The sequence below is a fragment of the Pseudomonas sp. S2_F03 genome (genome assembly GCF_054668335.1).
Window position 1 is genome coordinate 497,108 of the sequence record NZ_CP162759.1, and the last position, 17,340, is coordinate 514,447.

General features: G+C 59.2%; 14 protein-coding genes and 2 pseudogenes. 12 read left to right on the forward strand and 4 right to left on the reverse strand.

Features of this window, described 5'->3' with window-relative positions; translation table 11 throughout:
- Positions 1-5: 5 nt before the first annotated feature.
- Both AB4N76_RS02380 and AB4N76_RS02385 read right to left on the reverse strand, forming a co-directional pair.
- Positions 6-1,490, reverse strand: a complete 1,485-nt coding sequence (locus AB4N76_RS02380; protein WP_460164071.1) for a DHA2 family efflux MFS transporter permease subunit — start codon at positions 1,488-1,490, stop codon at positions 6-8.
- Positions 1,490-2,626: an HlyD family secretion protein gene (locus AB4N76_RS02385; RefSeq protein ID WP_077431901.1), complete on the reverse strand. Its 1,137-nt coding sequence runs from the start codon at positions 2,624-2,626 to the stop codon at positions 1,490-1,492. Before AB4N76_RS02385 ends, AB4N76_RS02380 begins: the two co-directional genes overlap by 1 nt.
- 188 nt (positions 2,627-2,814) lie before the next feature.
- On the opposite strand from AB4N76_RS02385, the gene AB4N76_RS02390 reads away from it, so the two are divergent.
- The 6 genes and pseudogenes from AB4N76_RS02390 to AB4N76_RS02415 all read left to right on the forward strand — a co-directional run bounded on the left by AB4N76_RS02390 (position 2,815) and on the right by AB4N76_RS02415 (position 9,760).
- The gene (locus AB4N76_RS02390; protein WP_460164664.1) at positions 2,815-3,477 is read left to right on the forward strand and encodes a TetR/AcrR family transcriptional regulator; all 663 of its coding nucleotides are present in this window, start codon (positions 2,815-2,817) and stop codon (positions 3,475-3,477) included.
- An 8-nt stretch (positions 3,478-3,485) separates the two neighbouring features.
- A complete protein-coding gene (mug, locus tag AB4N76_RS02395; RefSeq protein WP_046030556.1) occupies positions 3,486-4,010 on the forward strand; it encodes a G/U mismatch-specific DNA glycosylase in 525 nt (174 codons plus the stop codon).
- A 115-nt stretch (positions 4,011-4,125) separates the two neighbouring features.
- Positions 4,126-5,499: a glutamine synthetase family protein gene (locus AB4N76_RS02400; RefSeq protein WP_046030559.1), complete on the forward strand. Its 1,374-nt coding sequence runs from the start codon at positions 4,126-4,128 to the stop codon at positions 5,497-5,499.
- Between the two features lie 7 nt (positions 5,500-5,506).
- On the forward strand, positions 5,507-6,898 hold the full coding sequence (locus tag AB4N76_RS02405) for an aldehyde dehydrogenase family protein (protein WP_460164072.1): 1,392 nt from the start codon (positions 5,507-5,509) through the stop codon (positions 6,896-6,898).
- A 3-nt stretch (positions 6,899-6,901) separates the two neighbouring features.
- Positions 6,902-8,061 (forward strand): annotated as a pseudogene (locus AB4N76_RS02410) (iron-containing alcohol dehydrogenase).
- 139 nt (positions 8,062-8,200) lie between these two features.
- Entirely contained in the window at positions 8,201-9,760 is a 1,560-nt protein-coding gene (locus tag AB4N76_RS02415) for an amino acid permease (RefSeq protein ID WP_046030566.1), read from the forward strand.
- 302 nt (positions 9,761-10,062) lie between these two features.
- Here the strand turns inward: AB4N76_RS02415 and AB4N76_RS02420 are convergent, their stop codons facing one another.
- Both AB4N76_RS02420 and AB4N76_RS02425 read right to left on the reverse strand, forming a co-directional pair.
- Positions 10,063-10,311 carry a DUF2790 domain-containing protein gene (locus AB4N76_RS02420; RefSeq protein ID WP_223524968.1) on the reverse strand — a complete coding sequence of 83 codons (249 nt, stop codon included), beginning with the start codon at positions 10,309-10,311 and terminating at the stop codon, positions 10,063-10,065.
- Positions 10,312-10,446: 135 nt separating this feature from the next.
- Positions 10,447-11,376, reverse strand: a complete 930-nt coding sequence (locus tag AB4N76_RS02425) for a LysR family transcriptional regulator (protein WP_158283928.1) — start codon at positions 11,374-11,376, stop codon at positions 10,447-10,449.
- A 108-nt stretch (positions 11,377-11,484) separates the two neighbouring features.
- Between AB4N76_RS02425 and AB4N76_RS02430 the strand changes: the two genes are divergently transcribed.
- The 6 genes and pseudogenes from AB4N76_RS02430 to AB4N76_RS02455 all read left to right on the forward strand — a co-directional run bounded on the left by AB4N76_RS02430 (position 11,485) and on the right by AB4N76_RS02455 (position 17,207).
- Positions 11,485-12,309, forward strand: a complete 825-nt coding sequence (locus AB4N76_RS02430; RefSeq protein ID WP_460164073.1) for a gamma-glutamyl-gamma-aminobutyrate hydrolase family protein — start codon at positions 11,485-11,487, stop codon at positions 12,307-12,309.
- Complete coding sequence (locus tag AB4N76_RS02435) at positions 12,306-13,379, forward strand: M14 family metallopeptidase (protein WP_223524964.1); 1,074 nt, start codon at positions 12,306-12,308, stop codon at positions 13,377-13,379. The genes AB4N76_RS02430 and AB4N76_RS02435 overlap by 4 nt, the downstream gene beginning before the upstream one ends.
- 119 nt (positions 13,380-13,498) lie before the next feature.
- Complete coding sequence (locus tag AB4N76_RS02440; RefSeq protein ID WP_223524962.1) at positions 13,499-14,767, forward strand: MFS transporter; 1,269 nt, start codon at positions 13,499-13,501, stop codon at positions 14,765-14,767.
- A gap of 141 nt (positions 14,768-14,908) precedes the next feature.
- Positions 14,909-16,252: an OprD family outer membrane porin gene (locus AB4N76_RS02445; RefSeq protein WP_460164074.1), complete on the forward strand. Its 1,344-nt coding sequence runs from the start codon at positions 14,909-14,911 to the stop codon at positions 16,250-16,252.
- A 185-nt stretch (positions 16,253-16,437) separates the two neighbouring features.
- Positions 16,438-16,895, forward strand: a pseudogene (locus AB4N76_RS02450) (transposase); the annotation flags it as partial.
- Between the two features lie 189 nt (positions 16,896-17,084).
- Positions 17,085-17,207 (forward strand): hypothetical protein, encoded by a 123-nt coding sequence (locus AB4N76_RS02455; protein ID WP_460164075.1) that lies wholly within the window; start codon positions 17,085-17,087, stop codon positions 17,205-17,207.
- Positions 17,208-17,340 lie beyond the last annotated feature (133 nt).

Below are 17,340 nucleotides of genomic sequence, written 5' to 3' on the forward strand. Positions count from 1 at the left end.
GAAAACTAGTTGGTCGCAACGGGCTTGCGAAGAAAGATCACCAGTGGGCTCACCACCAGCATCGCGAACATCAAAATCTTGAATTGGTCGATCACGGCAATAAACGCCGCTTGCCCGGTGATCATTTCGTTAAGCCCCGCCAGTGCTTGCAGCGAGCCCGGTGCGGAATGCGCGACGGCGCCGTAGAGCGTGATATTGCTGGCCAGTGCCATGTGCATCGCGTGCATGTTGTTGAAGAAAAACAGCTGCACAATCGCAACACCCAGGGTGCTTCCGTACACGCGGGACAAATTGAAAAAACCGGTGCCTTCCGGGCGCAACGCGGGGTCGAGCGTGCTGAACGCGACCTTGGTCAACGACGGCATCAAGATGCCGATACCAATGCCCTGCACCGCCCCGGCCACCGCCACCGGCGACGCGTCCATCAGCGGCGAATAGCCGAGCATCATCCAGTTGGCATACGCCACGATGGCAACACCTGCCGCGACGAACAGCCGCCGGTCGAAACGCTCGGGCACCCGCCCCATCAGCAAAAACGCACCAACCAGTCCCATGCCACGCGGGATGGTCAGGGCACCGGTGGTGTCAGGCGGGTAGCCGAGAATTTCATCGAGCATCGGCGAGGTCAGTGCCATGGTCGACAACAGCACGAAACCCACGGCGAAAAAGATCACGGTCGACAGCATGAAATTGCGGTCGTTGAACAAGCGCTTGTTGAGGAAATGCACCTTCGCGGTCAGCACATGCACCACGAACAGGTAGAACCCCAGTGCACAGCCGATCGCTTCCAGCCAGATCTCGGGGGAGGCAAACCAGTCCAGGCGTTCACCGCGATCGAGCAACATCTGCAGGCTGATCAGCGACAGCGTGAAGGTGCCGAAACCAAAGAAATCGAACGTGGGACGTTTCTCGGCCTTTTTCTCGGCAAGCAGCAGCGCCATCACCAGGAAGATAAACGCCGACAGCGGCAGGCTGATGTAGAAGATCGGGCGCCAGTCGAAATGTTCGGCCACCCAGCCGCCGATGCTCGGGCCGCTGACGATGCCCAAGAGCACGATGGCGGTCCACGTCGCGCCAAACTTCGCGCGTTTCTCCAGTGGCAGCGTTTCCATGGCAATCGCCATCGACAGCGGCGCCAGCACGCCACTCGCCAGGCCCTCAATGATGCGCGCGCCGATGAATTCCAGCGGCGTCGTCGCCAGGGTCGCAAGCCATAAGCCCAGCATGAACATGACCAACGCGGTTTGGTAAACCCGCTTCAAGCCATAGCGCCCGGCGAGCCATTGAGCAATCGGCATCGTGATCGCGCTGGCGGCAAGGTACGAGGTGAAGATCCACCCAGCCTGGTCGTCGGTCATCGACATACTGCCCTGGATCAACCGGAGCACGGCATTGGGCAACGGCAGGTTGGCCGATTGCATATAAGTCGCAAGCAACGCGGCAAACCTTAACGCGCCCGCATTTTGAGGTCTGGCAGGAATGGCGTTCATCAGGAGGCACCTGCGGTCAACAATGCTTTGATTGGATACCACCACGACGTGCGATGCCCGGTATCGACCTTGACCGTGGCGCTGATCCCCGAGTAGAGCGGCATCTGCGGGTCGACCTCATCGAGTTCGAGGCGTACCGGTACCCGCTGCACCACTTTGACCCAGTTGCCGGTCGCGTTTTCGGGCGGCAGCAGTGCGAAATCCGAACCGGCGCCGGGGCTCATGCTGACCACGTGGGCTTTGAATTCGTGATCCGGATAGGTATCGATGCGGATCGTCGCACTCTGGCCCGGGCGCATGTGCGCCACCTGCGTTTCACGGAAATTGGCCTCGATCCACACCTGGCGATCAGACAGCAGCGCAAACGCCGGCGCACCGTTGTTCACATAGTTGCCAACCTGCAAATCGTCGACTTTGGCCACGATGCCATCGTCCGGTGCATACACCGTTGCGTAGGACAGATTGAGCTGCGTTTCATCAAGCTGCGCCTGGGCCTCGCGAACGGTCGGGTGGCTGTCGACGTTGATGTTCGGGTTGCCGTTCAAGGCAACCACCGTGCTCGCGATCTGCTGTTCGATGGAGACGATTCGTTGCCGTGACACTTTCAGGTCGGTGTCTGCACGTTCATAAAGGGACTTCGAAACGAACTCGGAAGCGACCAACGCCTTCTTGCGGCCAAACTCCTTTTGATCGAAATCGGCCGACTCTTTGGCCGATTGCAGTTCCGCCTGTTGCTGGCGGTAGCTGGCCTTGAGCCCATCGATGCGCAACCGGGCAACGCTCAACTGCGCTTGTGCGCGGTCAACGGAAATCTGCAATGGCTTGGGGTCGATGCGGAACAACACCTGGCCCTTGCGAACCGGCTGGTTGTCCTCGACTGCAATGTCGATCACCTGGCCGGACGTGCGCGCATTGATCGAGGCCTTCGCCACACGGGCGTAGGCGTTATCGGTCGACATGAAAGGCTGGCCGGCCATGTAGTGTGCGTAGCCAATCGCCGCAAAGAGCGCCGGCAGGCCCACCATCAGCAGGGGGCGCAGTGTCGCTTTAAGCAGTTTTTTGGCTGGCGTGCCTGTCGGGTTCGGCCCTGGGTGCTCAAAGGTTTGTGTCGCTGGAATGTCGAACTGTTTGGTCATGATCGAATACACCTTTAACCGGGAAGTCGGGGGCTAATACCCACAAAGAAACAGCCATGCCGTGCGCAGTCAGAAGGATCGCTCCGCCGCACCGTGTTTCGTCGCCGCAATACCCAGTTCGAGCTCCGCTACAACAAACCTTGAAATCAGGAACTTCTGGTTCCTTAATTTTGTGCGATGGTGTAAGAATATTCCTCGACCCACCTCCGCACAAGGATTTTGTACGCCATGGCACAAAAAAGATTACCGAAGCAAAAGTCCGGGGAAGACCCCGCGCCTATGACCCGCAGACCGCATTGCAGCAAGCGCTTGGTGTGTTCTGGAGTACCGGTTATGCCGCCGCTTCCCTGGACAGCATCGCCACCGCGGCCGGCATGAATCGCCCCAGCCTCTATGCCGCTTTCGGTGACAAACACGCGCTCTACATCAAAGCGCTTGAGCAATATTGGGAATTTGCCGCCGCCGCCATGCACGAGGCGTTGACGGACCAGCAACTGACCTTGCGTGAAGCGTTGATGCGTTTCTATGAAGGTCAGCTGTCGATCTACTTCTCGGGCGAAGGCCAACCCCGTGGCTGCTTTGCGATCGGCACCGCAACGACCGAAGCCGTGGAAGATTCTGAAATCCGTGAGGTGTTGTCAGATCGCCTGAGCCGACTCGATGCCGATCTCGAAGCACGCCTGCAAACCGCAATCACCACCGGAGAATTGAAAGACGACGTCGACCCGACAGCCCTCGCCGTCCTCGCCTCCTCCCTGCTGCACAGCATTTCGATACGGGCACGGGCGGGAAAATCCCGCGAAGAACTGACTGAACTGGCACGCAACGCAGTCAACGTGATCTGCGGTTGAGAGATTTTATGGCGGGCGAAAGACTCGAAGACATTCTGGCCGAACAGCTCGACGTGATTTTTTGCGGGATCAATCCGGGTTTGACGGCCGCCGCCCAAGGGCATCATTTTGCAGGCCGGGGCAATCGTTTCTGGCGCACCCTGCATCTCGCCGGGTTCACCCCCGAGCAGGTGCGCCCGGAAAACGACCGGACGATTTTGCAGTATCGCTGCGGCTTGACCGCCGTGGTCGAACGGCCCACAGCGAGCGCAGATCAGCTGTCGCGCGATGAGTTCATGGCCGCCGCGGCCAGCTTCGAACAGAAGATCGCCCGCTACGGGCCGCGCGTTGTGGCGTTTCTCGGCAAAGCGGCGTACTGCGCGCTATCGGGCCGGCGCGACATTCCCTGGGGACTACAACCCGACACCTTCGGTCATGCACAGGTCTGGGTCTTGCCCAATCCGAGCGGGCGAAATCTTGCGTTCTCGCTTGATCAACTGGTGGGCGCATATCGCCAACTCCATCAAAACTTGCACAAATCGACAGTAGGCTAAGCTAAGGGCAGCTTATTGCGCACGATGCTCGCTCCGGCAGGGTTTGGGTTTTTCTGAAGAGCGTCTGCAACAGCTATTTCAGACAGGCCCACACTATTCACGCAGGACTGACGTGATGACCGAGCCCCAACTCAGCTTTGATGAACTGAAGCGTGCCGCCGCGTCCGGCGAAATTGATACCGTCCTGGTCTGCATGGTCGACATGCAAGGCCGATTGGTCGGCAAACGATTCCAGGTCGAATTTTTCATCGACAGCGGCCATGAAGAAACCCACTGTTGCAACTACCTGCTGGCCGACGACATCGACATGGAACCCGTGCCGGGTTACGCCGCCGCCAGTTGGAGCAAGGGCTATGGCGACTTCGTGCTCAAACCCGACATGAGCACGTTGCGCAAGGTGCCGTGGCTGGAGTGCACGGCGCTGGTGCTCTGTGATGTGCTCGATCACCACCATCGACGCGACTTGCCGCACAGCCCGCGGGCGATCCTGAAAAAGCAGGTCGAGCGCCTGCGCGAGCGTGGCTATACCGGCATGTTCGCCTCGGAGCTTGAGTTCTATCTGTTCGACGAGACCTACGAGTCCATCCACAAGCGCAACTACTACAAGCCCAAAACCGCCGGCCACTACATCGAGGATTACAACATCCTGCAGACCACCCGCGAAGAGCCGGTGCTGCGGGCGATTCGCAAGCATCTGCAGGCCTGCGGCATCCCGGTGGAAAATTCCAAGGGTGAATGGGGCCCGGGGCAGGAAGAGATCAACATCCGCTACGCCGATGCCCTGACCATGGCCGACCACCACGTCATCATCAAACACGCCTGCAAGGAAATAGCGCAACTGCAAGGCAAGGCGATCACGTTCATGGCCAAGTGGCGCTATGACGCCGCCGGTTCCAGCAGCCACATCCATAACTCGCTGTGGGACAAGAACGCCAAGAAGCCGCTGTTCTTCGACGCCAAGGCCGAGTTCGGCATGTCGACACTGATGCGATCCTGGGTGGCCGGGCAGCTCAAGTACGCCAACGACATCACCTGCTTTCTCGCGCCCTACATCAACTCGTACAAACGCTTTCAGGCTGGCACCTTTGCTCCGACGCGGGCCGTGTGGAGCCGCGACAACCGCACCGCCGGCTTCCGGTTGTGTGCCGAAAGCAGCAAATCCATCCGCATCGAATGCCGCATCGGCGGCGCCGACCTCAACCCCTATCTGGCCTTTGCGGCCCTGATCGCGGCGGGTCTGGCCGGCATCGACGAGCAGCTCAACCTTGCGCCGCCCTTTGAAGGTGACGCCTACCTCGACGAACACTTGCCTGAAGTCTCCAAGACGTTGCGCGAAGCCAGCGCCGCGCTCCAGACCTCCACCATGTTGCGTGAAGCGTTCGGCGATGAGGTGATCGACCACTACGTGCACACCGCCGAATGGGAGCAGAAAGAGTACGACCGGCGGATCACCGACTGGGAATTGCAGCGCGGATTCGAGCGCTATTGAGCAGAGCATGACCGCCATGATCCAACTCATCTCACCGGTCGATGGCCGGATTTATGCCGAACGCCAATACGCCGACGCGACGCAGATCGAACACACGCTGGCGGCTGCCGCAGACGCCCAGGCGCACTGGAAACGCCGGCCTCTGAGCGAGCGCGCCGCCCTGTGCAGCGCCGTGGTGGACGCAATGCTGGCGATGAAAGACGACATCGTCCCGGAACTGGCCTGGCAAATGGGCCGCCCGGTCCGATATTGCGCTGGGGAGTTGCGTGGTTTCGAAGAACGCGCCCGCCACATGATCGCCATTGCCCCCGAAGCGCTGGCCGCGATTGAACCCACACCGGTCGCGGGGTTTAGTCGGTTTATCCAGCGTGAACCGCTGGGTACGGTGCTGGTCGTCGCACCCTGGAATTACCCTTACCTGACGGCGGTGAACACGATCATTCCGGCGTTGATGGCCGGCAACAGCGTCATCCTCAAACACGCCTCGCAAACGCTGCTGGTCGGTGAACGCTTTGCGCAAGCGGCGGCCCGCGCCCATCTGCCCGCCGGCCTGTTCAATAATCTGTTGCTGAATCACGACCAGACCGCCGCGATCATCGGTTCCGCACGCGTGCAGCAGGTGAACTTCACCGGCTCGGTGGGCGCCGGCCAGGCGATGGAAAACGCGGCCACCGGGCGCTTCCTCGGCCTGGGCCTGGAGCTCGGCGGAAAAGACCCGGCCTACGTGCGGGCAGACGCCCACCTCGACCACGCGGTGGAAAACCTGGTGGACGGCAGCTTTTTCAATTCCGGGCAGAGCTGCTGCGCCGTCGAGCGCATTTATGTCGATGAGAAAATCTACCCGGTATTTGTCGAGCGCTTCGCCGCGCTGACTCGCCAATACGTGCTCGGCAATCCTCTGGACGAAGCCACCACCCTCGGCCCACTGGTGACACCGGGCGCTGCGGTGTTCGTTCGTGGTCAGATCGCCGAAGCGCTGGCCCTGGGCGCCAAGGCACTGATCGACCCGACCACGTTCCCGGCTGACGCGCCGGGCAGTGCTTACCTCGCGCCGCAGGTTCTGGTCGACGTCACCCATCAAATGTCGGTGATGCGTGATGAAAGCTTCGGTCCGGTGGTCGGCATCATGCCGGTGGCCAGCGACGACGAAGCCATCGCCTTGATGAATGACAGCGAGTTCGGGCTTAGCGCCTCGATCTGGACCCAAGACCTCGCCGCCGCCGAACGTATCGGCAACGAAATCGACACCGGCACCGTATTCATGAACCGCTGCGATTACCTGGACCCGGCCCTGGCCTGGACCGGGGTGAAAAACAGCGGGCGCGGCGTCACCCTGTCGCGCCTCGGTTATGAACACCTGACCCGTGCCAAATCCTTCCATTTGCGCCATGAGATCTGAGCCATGAGCCTGACCGGGAATTGGAATTACCCCACGAGCGTCCACTTTGGTGTCGGCCGCATCGCCGAACTCGCCGACACTTGCCGCAGCCAGGGTATCGAGCGACCGCTGCTGGTCACCGACAGCGGCCTGGCGCGTGCGCCGATGACCATCGCCACACTGGATGCCCTGCGCGCTGCCGGCCTCGGCGTCGCGTTGTTTTGCGACCTCAAGCCGAACCCGGTGGAAGCCAACCTGGCGGGGGGCTCGACGCCTGGCGCGCCGGCAACCACGACGGTGTGGTCGCCTTCGGCGGCGGCAGTGGCCTGGACATGGGCAAGCTCATCGCCTTCATGAGCGGCCAGACGCGCCCGGTCTGGGATTTCGAAGACATCGGCGACTACTGGACCCGCGCCGACGAAAGCCGCATCGCCCCGGTCATTGCCGTGCCGACGACCGCGGGCACCGGTTCGGAAGTGGGCCGTGCGGCGGTGATCATTGATGAGCGCACCCACACCAAACGCATCATCTTCCACCCGAAAATGATGCCGCGCGTGGTCATCAGCGACCCGGCCCTGACCGTCGGCATGCCGGCCAAAATCACCGCCGGCACGGGCATGGACGCGTTGGCCCACTGCCTGGAATCCTACTGCGCCCCCGGCTTTCACCCGCTGGCCGATGGCATCGCCGTGGAAGGCATGCGCCTGGTGGCCAACGCGCTGGTGCGCGCTGTGCACATGCCGTCCGACCTTGAGGCGCGCGCGCAGATGCTCGCGGCGGCAGCGATGGGCGCCACCGCGTTCCAGAAAGGACTGGGTGGGATGCATGCCCTGTCGCATCCGGTGGGCGCGCTGTACGACACGCATCACGGCATGACCAATGCGACCTTCATGCCGTATGTCCTGAAATTCAATCGCCCGGCCATCGAAGAACGCATCACGCGCTTGGCCGCGTATTTACGCCTGCCCTCCCCCAGCTTCGACAGTTTTCTGGCCTTCATCCTCAAACTGCGCAAAGACATCGGCGTACCACACACGCTGGTCGAATTGGGGGTGGATGATCAACAGGCCGACCTGATCGCGGACATGGCGATTGTCGACCCGTCTGCCGGCGGCAACCCGCTGCCATTGACGCGGGCCGGTGCGGCGGAAATTTTCGACGCGGCGTATCACGGCCGCCTGTAGAGCAGTTGACTGTCGGCGCCCGACTTTTGAATGCAGCGCACGGACAGGTGGGAGACAGGAGCAGTACGACAAGGGGTTGAAAGCCAGACCGTCCGGAACCCCGGATGGATGCGTATCAAAACCTGATGGGGCACACAACATGAATCCAGCAAGCCAACCCGGCACCGACACGCCGCATGACGACGACGTCAAGGTGCTGCACAGCATGGGCTACGCCCAGCAGCTCTCGCGACGAATGGGGGTTTTCTCCAACTTCGCGATTTCCTTCTCGATCATTTGCATCCTCTCGGGCGGGATCAACTCACTCGCCCAGGGCACCTCCGGTGCGGGCGGCGCGTCCATCGGCATCGGCTGGCCGATTGGCTGCCTGATCTCCGGGGTGTTCGCCATGGCCATGGCGCAGATTTCCTCGGCGTACCCCACCGCTGGCGGCCTGTATCACTGGGGCTCGATTCTCGGCAACCGCTTTACCGGATGGCTGACCGCGTGGTTCAACCTCTTGGGGTTGGTCACCGTGCTGGGTGCGATCAACGTCGGCACCTATTACTTCTTTTTCGGTGCCTTCGGACCGGCACTGGGCATGGAAGACACGACCACCGTCCGGGTGATTTTCCTCGCGGTGCTGACGGGTCTCCAGGCCTTGTGCAATCACTTGGGAATCGGCCTGACCGCCAAGCTGACTGACTTTTCCGGGTATCTGATTTTTGCCACAGCGCTGGCGCTGACCATCGTTTGCCTGATCTCGGCGCCCAGCTATGAAGTCGCGCGGTTGTGGACCTTCAGCAATTACTCCGGCGATGCCGGCGGCGGTGTCTGGCCACAAGTGTCGAACGGCTGGATTTTCATGCTCGGCCTGCTGCTGCCGATCTACACCATCACCGGCTATGACGCCTCTGCGCACACCTCCGAGGAAACCCGCAATGCGGCCGTTTCAGTGCCACGCGGCATGGTCATGTCGGTGGTCTGGTCGTTGCTGTTCGGCTGGGTGATGCTCAGCTCGTTCGTACTGATGCTGCCGAACATGGACGAGGCGGCCAAACAAGGCTGGAACGTATTTTTTTGGGCCATGAACGCGCAGGTCAGCCCGACGCTGAAAATCGCACTGTATGTGGCGATCTTCATCTCGCAGATCCTCTGCGGCTTGGCGACGGTAACCTCGGTTTCGCGCATGATCTTCGCGTTCTCACGTGACGGCGGCCTGCCCTGCTCCAAAGCGCTGGCCTCGGTCTCGCCGACCTTTCGCAGCCCGGTGGCCGCGATCTGGACCGGTGCCACCCTCGCCGTTTTGTTCGACTGGGGATCGTCGGTGATCTCGGTGGGGGCAACGCCGGTCTATACGATCGTGGTGTCCTGCACGGTGATCTTCCTGTTCTTCTCGTTCATCATTCCCATCGTGCTGGGCCTGTTCACCTACGGGACCTCGAAATGGCCAACCATGGGCCCGTGGAACATGGGGCGCTTCTGGTACACCGTGTTTGCCCTGCTCTCGGTTCTGTCGATGATCATTATTTTCGTCATCGGCATCCAGCCACCGAACGATTGGGCGCTGTACATCACTATTGGTTTCCTGGTGCTGACGGCCATCGTCTGGTTCGGCTTTGAAGCCCGCCGCTTCCAGGGGCCGCCGGTGGGCGACATGATCGTCAAGCGCCAGGCAGAAATTGCAGCGGCTGAGGCGGCGTTGAACAAGCGCGCTTGAAGCTGATCGCCTTCGCCATAAAAAACGGGACGCTGAACGTCCCGTTTTTTATGCGAGTAAATAGATCAATGACTAAACGAGAGGGAGGCAGCTGTACGCAGGTTAGTCGACCGGGGAAGCTAGCAAAGCCGGCGGATTCTGGCGTACCCGTAGGCAACGTCGCAAGGGTGGTGGTGACGTGGTCTCTGTATCAGCCGGCTGCCGGTCAATTGCTGCCGGTCAGCACGGGCAGAAAGCGGCCGCGACATTGCCGATCAACTCCACACACCCGGCATCAATCGCGACGCGCGCCCTGACTGGAACTACTTACCACCCCAGGTGGTGTCCGTCACGATGTACGCAAGCCGTTGCGTCTGGCCTTGATGGTCAATGTATTCCATGGTCACCGGATAAACTGCATCCTCGACGGGTGTTGCCGTCACCGAGACCACCTCGGCGATATCCAGGTGCATCCCATACTTATACTGAGTGTCGGCGACAGGTGACGGGCTGACGGCCAGCACCGGACCTGTAGTCAGCACCAGCATGACGAAACACAATGTTTTTTTCATTTTCGTTTCCTCAGTATTTCTGTAGCGCTTCGCATTCCCTGTCCAGTTGATCGAGTGACTGCCTGAGTCACTTTTGTGGTCGATGCAATCAACCAGTATGGACCCGTGATGGGTAACGCGCCCCATCAGGCGCGACTATAGATAAGCCGCGATCTCCTGCTCCGCCTCCTGGAAGTACGAACGGATGATACTGAACGACTGCTTCGCAGCGGGTGTCAGTGTCCGATGCCGGATCGTTACGATGCCCAGGGTCAGGTCTAGTTCAAAGGGTGGCTGCACATTGAGGATTGCGACGGACTTTTCCCTGAGCAGTTTGATCATGGCGAGGAAGGTGGTGGGAAAAAGCACGTCGGTACTGAGAATCAGGTCGTGCGCCGTCTCGATGTTATTGATGCTCGCGGCAAAGTTGGTCTCGATGGGCAGCTGCATGCCATAGAGATGGGCCATCTTCAGTGCCAACATCTCACTGATGTATCCCGAGCCGATCAGCGGGTACTCTTTGAGGTCATCCATGGTCAGGCCCTTGCGCCCGGCCAGTGGGTGCCCGGCCCGGGCGAACCAGCCAAAACTGCATGTGTACAAAGGCTCGGCCATTAGCTCCGGGTAGCGGGCTGCCGCACCAACATCACCAATGAAGAAGTCGAGCTTTTCCTTTTGCAGGGCGTCCAGCAGCACATCGGTACTGTGTACCTGAGCCTGGATCTTCAAGCCCGGGCCCGTAGCAAGCAGTTGCCGGATTAGCGAGGCCAGGAAGTCAAGGGCAACCGAGGAGCCCAAGCCGAACGCGAGCGGACCATAGGCCCCATTCTTCATCAGATTCAGCGTTCGCGCCCCGTCACGCTCTTCGAAAACGATGCGCTTTGCCCGCTCGAGGTATTCCATCGCGAATGGCGTGGGATGCAAGCGACGATTAGTCCGGTCAAAGAGCGACACCCGCAGTTCGTCCTCCAGCGCCTTGATGCTTCTGGAGAGCGCCGGTTGACTCAGGTGCACCGCATCAGCCGCAGCGCTGAGCGATCCGGTGTTCATCAGGGCAAGAAAGTGCTGCAACTGTCGGGTGTTCATGGGTTTCTCACTTGCAGTTAATGCATGAAATCTGAATTTATTATGCAATTTACCATGATTTAACCATCTCATAGACTGGGTTCTCGTTTACCCCTACGGGACTTGACCATGACCAGATCGCCACTATTCGCGGACGGTGCCAGACCACTTGTTGCCATCGCCACCGATCGCGTGGATCGCTATGGCCATCCTGCGCATACCTTGCTGCACGGCTACGTGGACGCAGTGGCGAGTACAGCTCGCGCATTGCCCTTGGCGCTGCCCGCTGATCCCGATGCCATCGACTTCGACAGCCTGCTGGCCAACGTCGATGGGCTGGTGCTCACCGGCAGCCCGTCAAATATTTCGCCTCTGCGTTATGGCGGCACCGCTACGCCGGACATATCGACGCTGGACCTGGCCAGAGACGCAACGGTTCTACCGCTCGTCAGAAGGCTGGTGGATGCAGGGGTCCCGGTATTGGGCATATGCCGCGGCTTCCAGGAGATGAATGTTGCCTGGGGTGGCACGCTGGACAGTGCCGTTCATCAGCGCCCCGGGGCCATTGACCACCGCGAAGGTGACCATTCCAGACCCATTGTCGAGTGGTATCAGCACAGTCACGGCATCAAGGTTGCTGCGGGTGGACTACTGTCCCGACTGCATGCCGCGGATGATGCGCAAGTCAACTCCTTGCACCATCAAGGCATCGCAAGGCTTGGGACTGGCCTGACTGTCGAGGCCACCGCACCGGACGGGCTGATTGAGGCGTTTTCGGTCACTGGCGCCAGCAGCTTCGCCCTGGCGGTGCAGTGGCATCCGGAGATGCGCGTGCACGATGACCGACTGTCCCGCGACATATTCGAGGCATTTGGTGAGGCCTGCCGACGCCGCCGCGAAACGCGCCTGCGTTCGATCGTACACGCTGCACACGTCGAGACTTTGACTTCATGATGAACGCAGAACACATCGACGACCTATTCAGTGATTCGTATGCACAAGCACGCGAAAAGTTTTTTGCGGCTGCCAACCAGCGAAGCCTGTCGATCGACAGCTATGAGCTGAATCTCAAGGGTGGCAGGGACGAAACGCTGGCAACGGATGTCGTGTTCGACGGTCCAAGGGACGCTTCCAAGGTGCTGATCGTGCTCAGTGGCGTCCATGGCGTGGAAGGTTTCCCTGGATCGGCCGTGCAGACTGGCGCACTACAGCTCGATCCGCCCAAGCCGGACGACACGGCGATTCTCTATGTTCACGCGATTAACCCGCACGGCTTTTCCCACCTGCGCCGAGTGACCCAGGAAAACGTAGACCTGAACCGTAACTTTATTCAGTTCGACGGTCCGCTTCCGGAAAACGAGGGTTACCACGAAATTCATGAGGCCCTGCTTCCTGCGCAATGGCCCCCCGAGGATGATCAGGTATTGCAGCAATACCGTATGACCCACGGTGACAAGAAGTTCCAGTGCGCCATCTCCCTGGGCCAGTACCATTACCCGGATGGCATGTTCTTTGGTGGACTGACGCCGACCTGGAGCAACACCACCTTCCGGCAGATCCTGCGTACCTATGCGGCAAACGCCACGGTCATCGCTTCTGTGGACGTCCATACCGGACTCGGCCCCTATGGCTACGGGGAAAAAATATTCGCCACCCGCGACATCTGCACCCTGGAGAAAGCCAGGAACTGGTGGGGTGAGATCACCGACGTACATGCCGGCAGCTCTACCAGCGTGCCGATGAGCGGCCCCATTCAGGTGGCCATTTCGCAGGAATGCCCAGCGGCCAAACACATCGGCATTTGCCTGGAGTTTGGTACCTACCCGATTGAGCAAATAATCACGACGCTGCGGGCCGATCACTGGGTTTTCCGTCACGGCAAGCAGAACACGGCGCAAAGCAGCGAGATCACCCAACGACTCAAGGATTTGTTCTACCCCAACCACGCGGACTGGAAAACACCCGTTTGGACGCAAGCCAGCCATGTCGTGACTCAGGCACTACAAGGGCTGGAAAACTGGTAAGGGCAAACATCGGAAAACAGGGACTTGTTTAAGATTAATTCTAATAAATACAGAGATCTTGATCTATGAACTACTCGACAGTATCGATCACTGAGAACCCGAGTGAGGAAAGTCCTGAAATGGCAATTCCACACCCCACCCTCAGCAAGAAATCAGTTGCCGCCGCGGTGGCTGGTAATGCGCTCGAGTTCTATGACTTTGTCATCTATGCGTATTTCGCAATCTACATCGGCAAAGCCTTTTTCCCGGTGTCAGGCGAGTACGGCAGCCTGATGGCAGCGGCAGCGACCTTTGGCGTCGGCTTTCTCGCGCGGCCACTGGGCGGTGTGCTGATCGGCACCTTTGCCGACAAGGCCGGGCGCAAACCGGCAATGATCCTGACAGCGGCCCTGATCACCCTCGGCACGCTGGGCGTCGCCATCACGCCGAGCTACGAAACGATCGGTATCGCGGCCCCCATCTTCGTGGTTTTTTGCCGTCTGCTGCAGGGCCTGGCCCTGGGCGGCGAGCTGGGTCCTGCGACCTCACTGTTGATTGAAGCTGCACCCCCCGGCCGCCGTGGCTTCTACGCCAGTTGGCAAGTCGCCAGCCAAGGCTTGGCCGTTGCCGTGGGTGGCATGCTCGGGGTGGTGCTGTCCCTGAGCCTGAGCACTGAGCAATTGGCGAGTTGGGGCTGGCGGATTCCGTTCCTGCTGAGCCTGGTGCTGATCCCTCTGGTGGTGTACATGCGCAAGTCCCTGCCCGAAACCCATCAGGACACGCAAGAACGCAGCGGTAGCGCGATAGTCGGCGAGGTGCTGCGTAACCACAAAAAGATTTTGATCCTCGGCATGATGCTGTTCGCCTCGATCGCGGTCGCATCGCAGATTGGCAACTACATGGTGAGCTACGCGGTACAGGTCCTGAAGCTGCCGGCAGCGGTTGCTCAAAGCAGTGTACTGATCGGTGGGATTGTGACCTTTGCCTTTTCCCTGATTGGTGGGCACCTGAGTGATCGTTACGGACGGCGCCTGACCAACATTTTGCCTCGGGTCGCGCTGACCTTGCTGATCGTCCCGCTGTTCCTGTGGCTCACGGGTTCACCAAGCCTGGTCACGTTGCTAACCGTTAATGCGGTACTTGCAGCCCTGACTGCCATGTTTGGCGCGGCGGGTATCGTCCAGGTACCGGAGCTGTTGCCGATCGCTGTGCGCAGCACCGGCCTGTCAATTACCTATGCCATTGGTGCCGCGATATTTGGTGGCAGTACCCAATTCATCGTCACTTGGCTAATTGCTGCAACCGGCAGCCCCATGGCCCCCGCCTGGTACTTGGTCGGTATCAGCATAGTTAGCCTTATTGCCATGCGGATGCTGCCTGAATCACGTGACACCAACGTTCAGGAATAACCGCTGGCACCCCGTGGAAGATTGAATTTTTGCGAAGAGGGAGTTTGAAAAGCGCTCAAAAAGCGCCTTCGGCCTCCCTATAAAACAACAACAATAATTTCAGACGTTTGTCTGTTAACACCACAGTTATAGGCACAGTCAATGTACCGCACAGAAAAGTTGCCAGTATGGTCGGCGGGTATGCTCGCGGCTGTTATTTCAGCGTCGCCGGTTTATGCAGAGGAACATGGGTTTGCCAAAGACAGCACCCTGACGCTCAATACCCGTCAGTGGTATTCCCATGAAATCGGCAGCAAGGCTGTGCACTTCCGCGCACAGACCAATGAAGGCCCCCGCGCGGTGCGAGACCGTACTGCCTGGGTGCAGGGTTTCAAGCTGGATTACATATCCGGTTTCACTCAAGGCCCCCTGGGGTTTGGTCTCGACGTCTCAACCTATTCGGCAGTGGCGCTGGAGCGCAGCCAGCTGGCAACGGCTGGCGGCAGCAACCGCGTGCTGGTGGACAAGGACGGCAATGTGGTCGACGACTGGAGCAAAATCGGCGTGGTGGCGTTGAAGGTAAAACTCGCGCAGACAACGCTCAAAGTCGGTCGGCAGCAGATGTCCAGAACGCCGGTCATGGGTTACGCAGACACCCGGACTCTGCCTGCTTCCTTCGACGGTGTTTCGCTGGAAAGCCATGATATCGACGGTCTGACGGTCAAGTCCGGGTACTTTGACAGAGCATCCCCCAGGACCGGCGCGGGCACTCAGGATCTGACCCCGACCTATACGTACAGGCACGTCACCGGCGATTTCATTGCCTACGGTGGCGCAGACTACGTGACCAAAGGTGGATGGCGCGCCAGTGCCTACCTGTCGCGCTTCGACGATATCTGGGACCGTGAATACTTCGGCCTGGGCAAGAAATACCAGTGGGGCCCGATCAGTACCGACATGCAGTTGGATGTCTATAACACTCAGTCGAGTGGAGCCGAGAAAGGGGGTTATATCGACCAGCAGGCCTACGGCCTGAGCGTCGCCCCGACCTGGAAAAACCATACGCTGAAGTTTGGACTGCAGAAAATCGATGGCGACGAATTCTTCGACTTTGTCGGTGAGTCGAATGCGATCAACCTGCCCAACCTCGGGCTCTCGAACTATAACGGGCCAAACGAAAAGTCGTTCCAGGTTAATTATATGACCGACTTTGCCGCTTACGGCCTGCCAGGCTTGAAGACCTCTATTTGGTACATCAAGGGCTGGGGCATCGATGCTACCCACTACAATGGTGGCTCAAACGGAATGTATGCCGACTTTAAAAAACAGGACAACGAAAACGAGTATGAAGTCGGCACGCTGGCCAGCTACACCTTGCAGTCTGGTAATTTCAAGGGTGCGAGTGTGATGAGCGGCTATGTCTGGCACCGGTCCAGCCCACTCCAGCTGGAAAACAATATCGAAGAGTTCCGCTTGATTATCAACGTTCCCTTCAAAATTCTGTAACCCGAGCAAATGCCAGTAATCAGCAATACTGGAGGAGAATAAGGCGCGTACGGACTTATTCTGGTTTTGTATAAACAGGGTAGCTTTTGATTCAAAAGCACTCACTGCTTTTGGCCGTTTTCTGTCTCTCGCCAAGGGCAGCAATCGGCCCAGAGTGTGTCAAAACGCCTTCGCGAACCCTTGCTATGATTTCTGAGGATTTCATCGCAGGGATCGCCCATGAGCGCTTTATCCGAGGTGAACATCGAGGCCAAGGCACCTTACTTCCAGAGAGCCTCGACGACTACATCAGCGATACCAATCCGGTGCGCGTAGTCGACGTCTTTGTCGACGAACTTGATCTGGTCAATCTGGGTTTTGAAGGTGCCGTTCCAGCCGATACTGGCCGGCCCGCTTACCACCCCCGCGATCATGCTGAAGATCTACATCTATGGCTATCTCAACCGCATCCAGTCGATGCCGACGTTTGGAGCGAGAAGCCCAGCGCAACGTCGAACCAATGTGGCTGATCGGGCGTATTGCACCCGATTTCAAGACCATCGCCAACTTCCGAAAAGACAACAGCAAGGCCATCCGAGGCTTCTGTCGCCAGTTCGTTGTGCTGTGTCAGCAGTTGGGACTGTTCGGAGAAAATCTGGTCGCTTGTCACGATGCCGGCATCACCGCCTATGTGCCCAAACCGATGACCTCTGGAGCCAAGGCTGACGGGCGTTTTAATAACGATGCGTTCATCTATGACGCGGGAAAAACCAATACATCTGCCCGGCTGGAGAGGCGCTGATCTGGTGCGGCGCACTCCCTGACCCGAAAACGGGCCGGGGTGAGCGCGGTGATGAGTTTGAATGTGCTCGCCTACAACCTGAAACGGGTCATGAAAATCAACGGTGCTCACGGTTTTGATGAAGGTGCTGTTGGCATAAAAAAGGCTGGTTTTGGCCCATCCCTGAGGCTGTAAAAACAGCGTTGACGTGTTCTAGGTCGAGACTTATGCGACCCACGGCGTTGACTGCGCAATCGCTCAGCCAACGAACGTCGATGATCGAAAGCGATGAGGCCATGAGCGTTTTTACACACTCTGGGCCAATAGC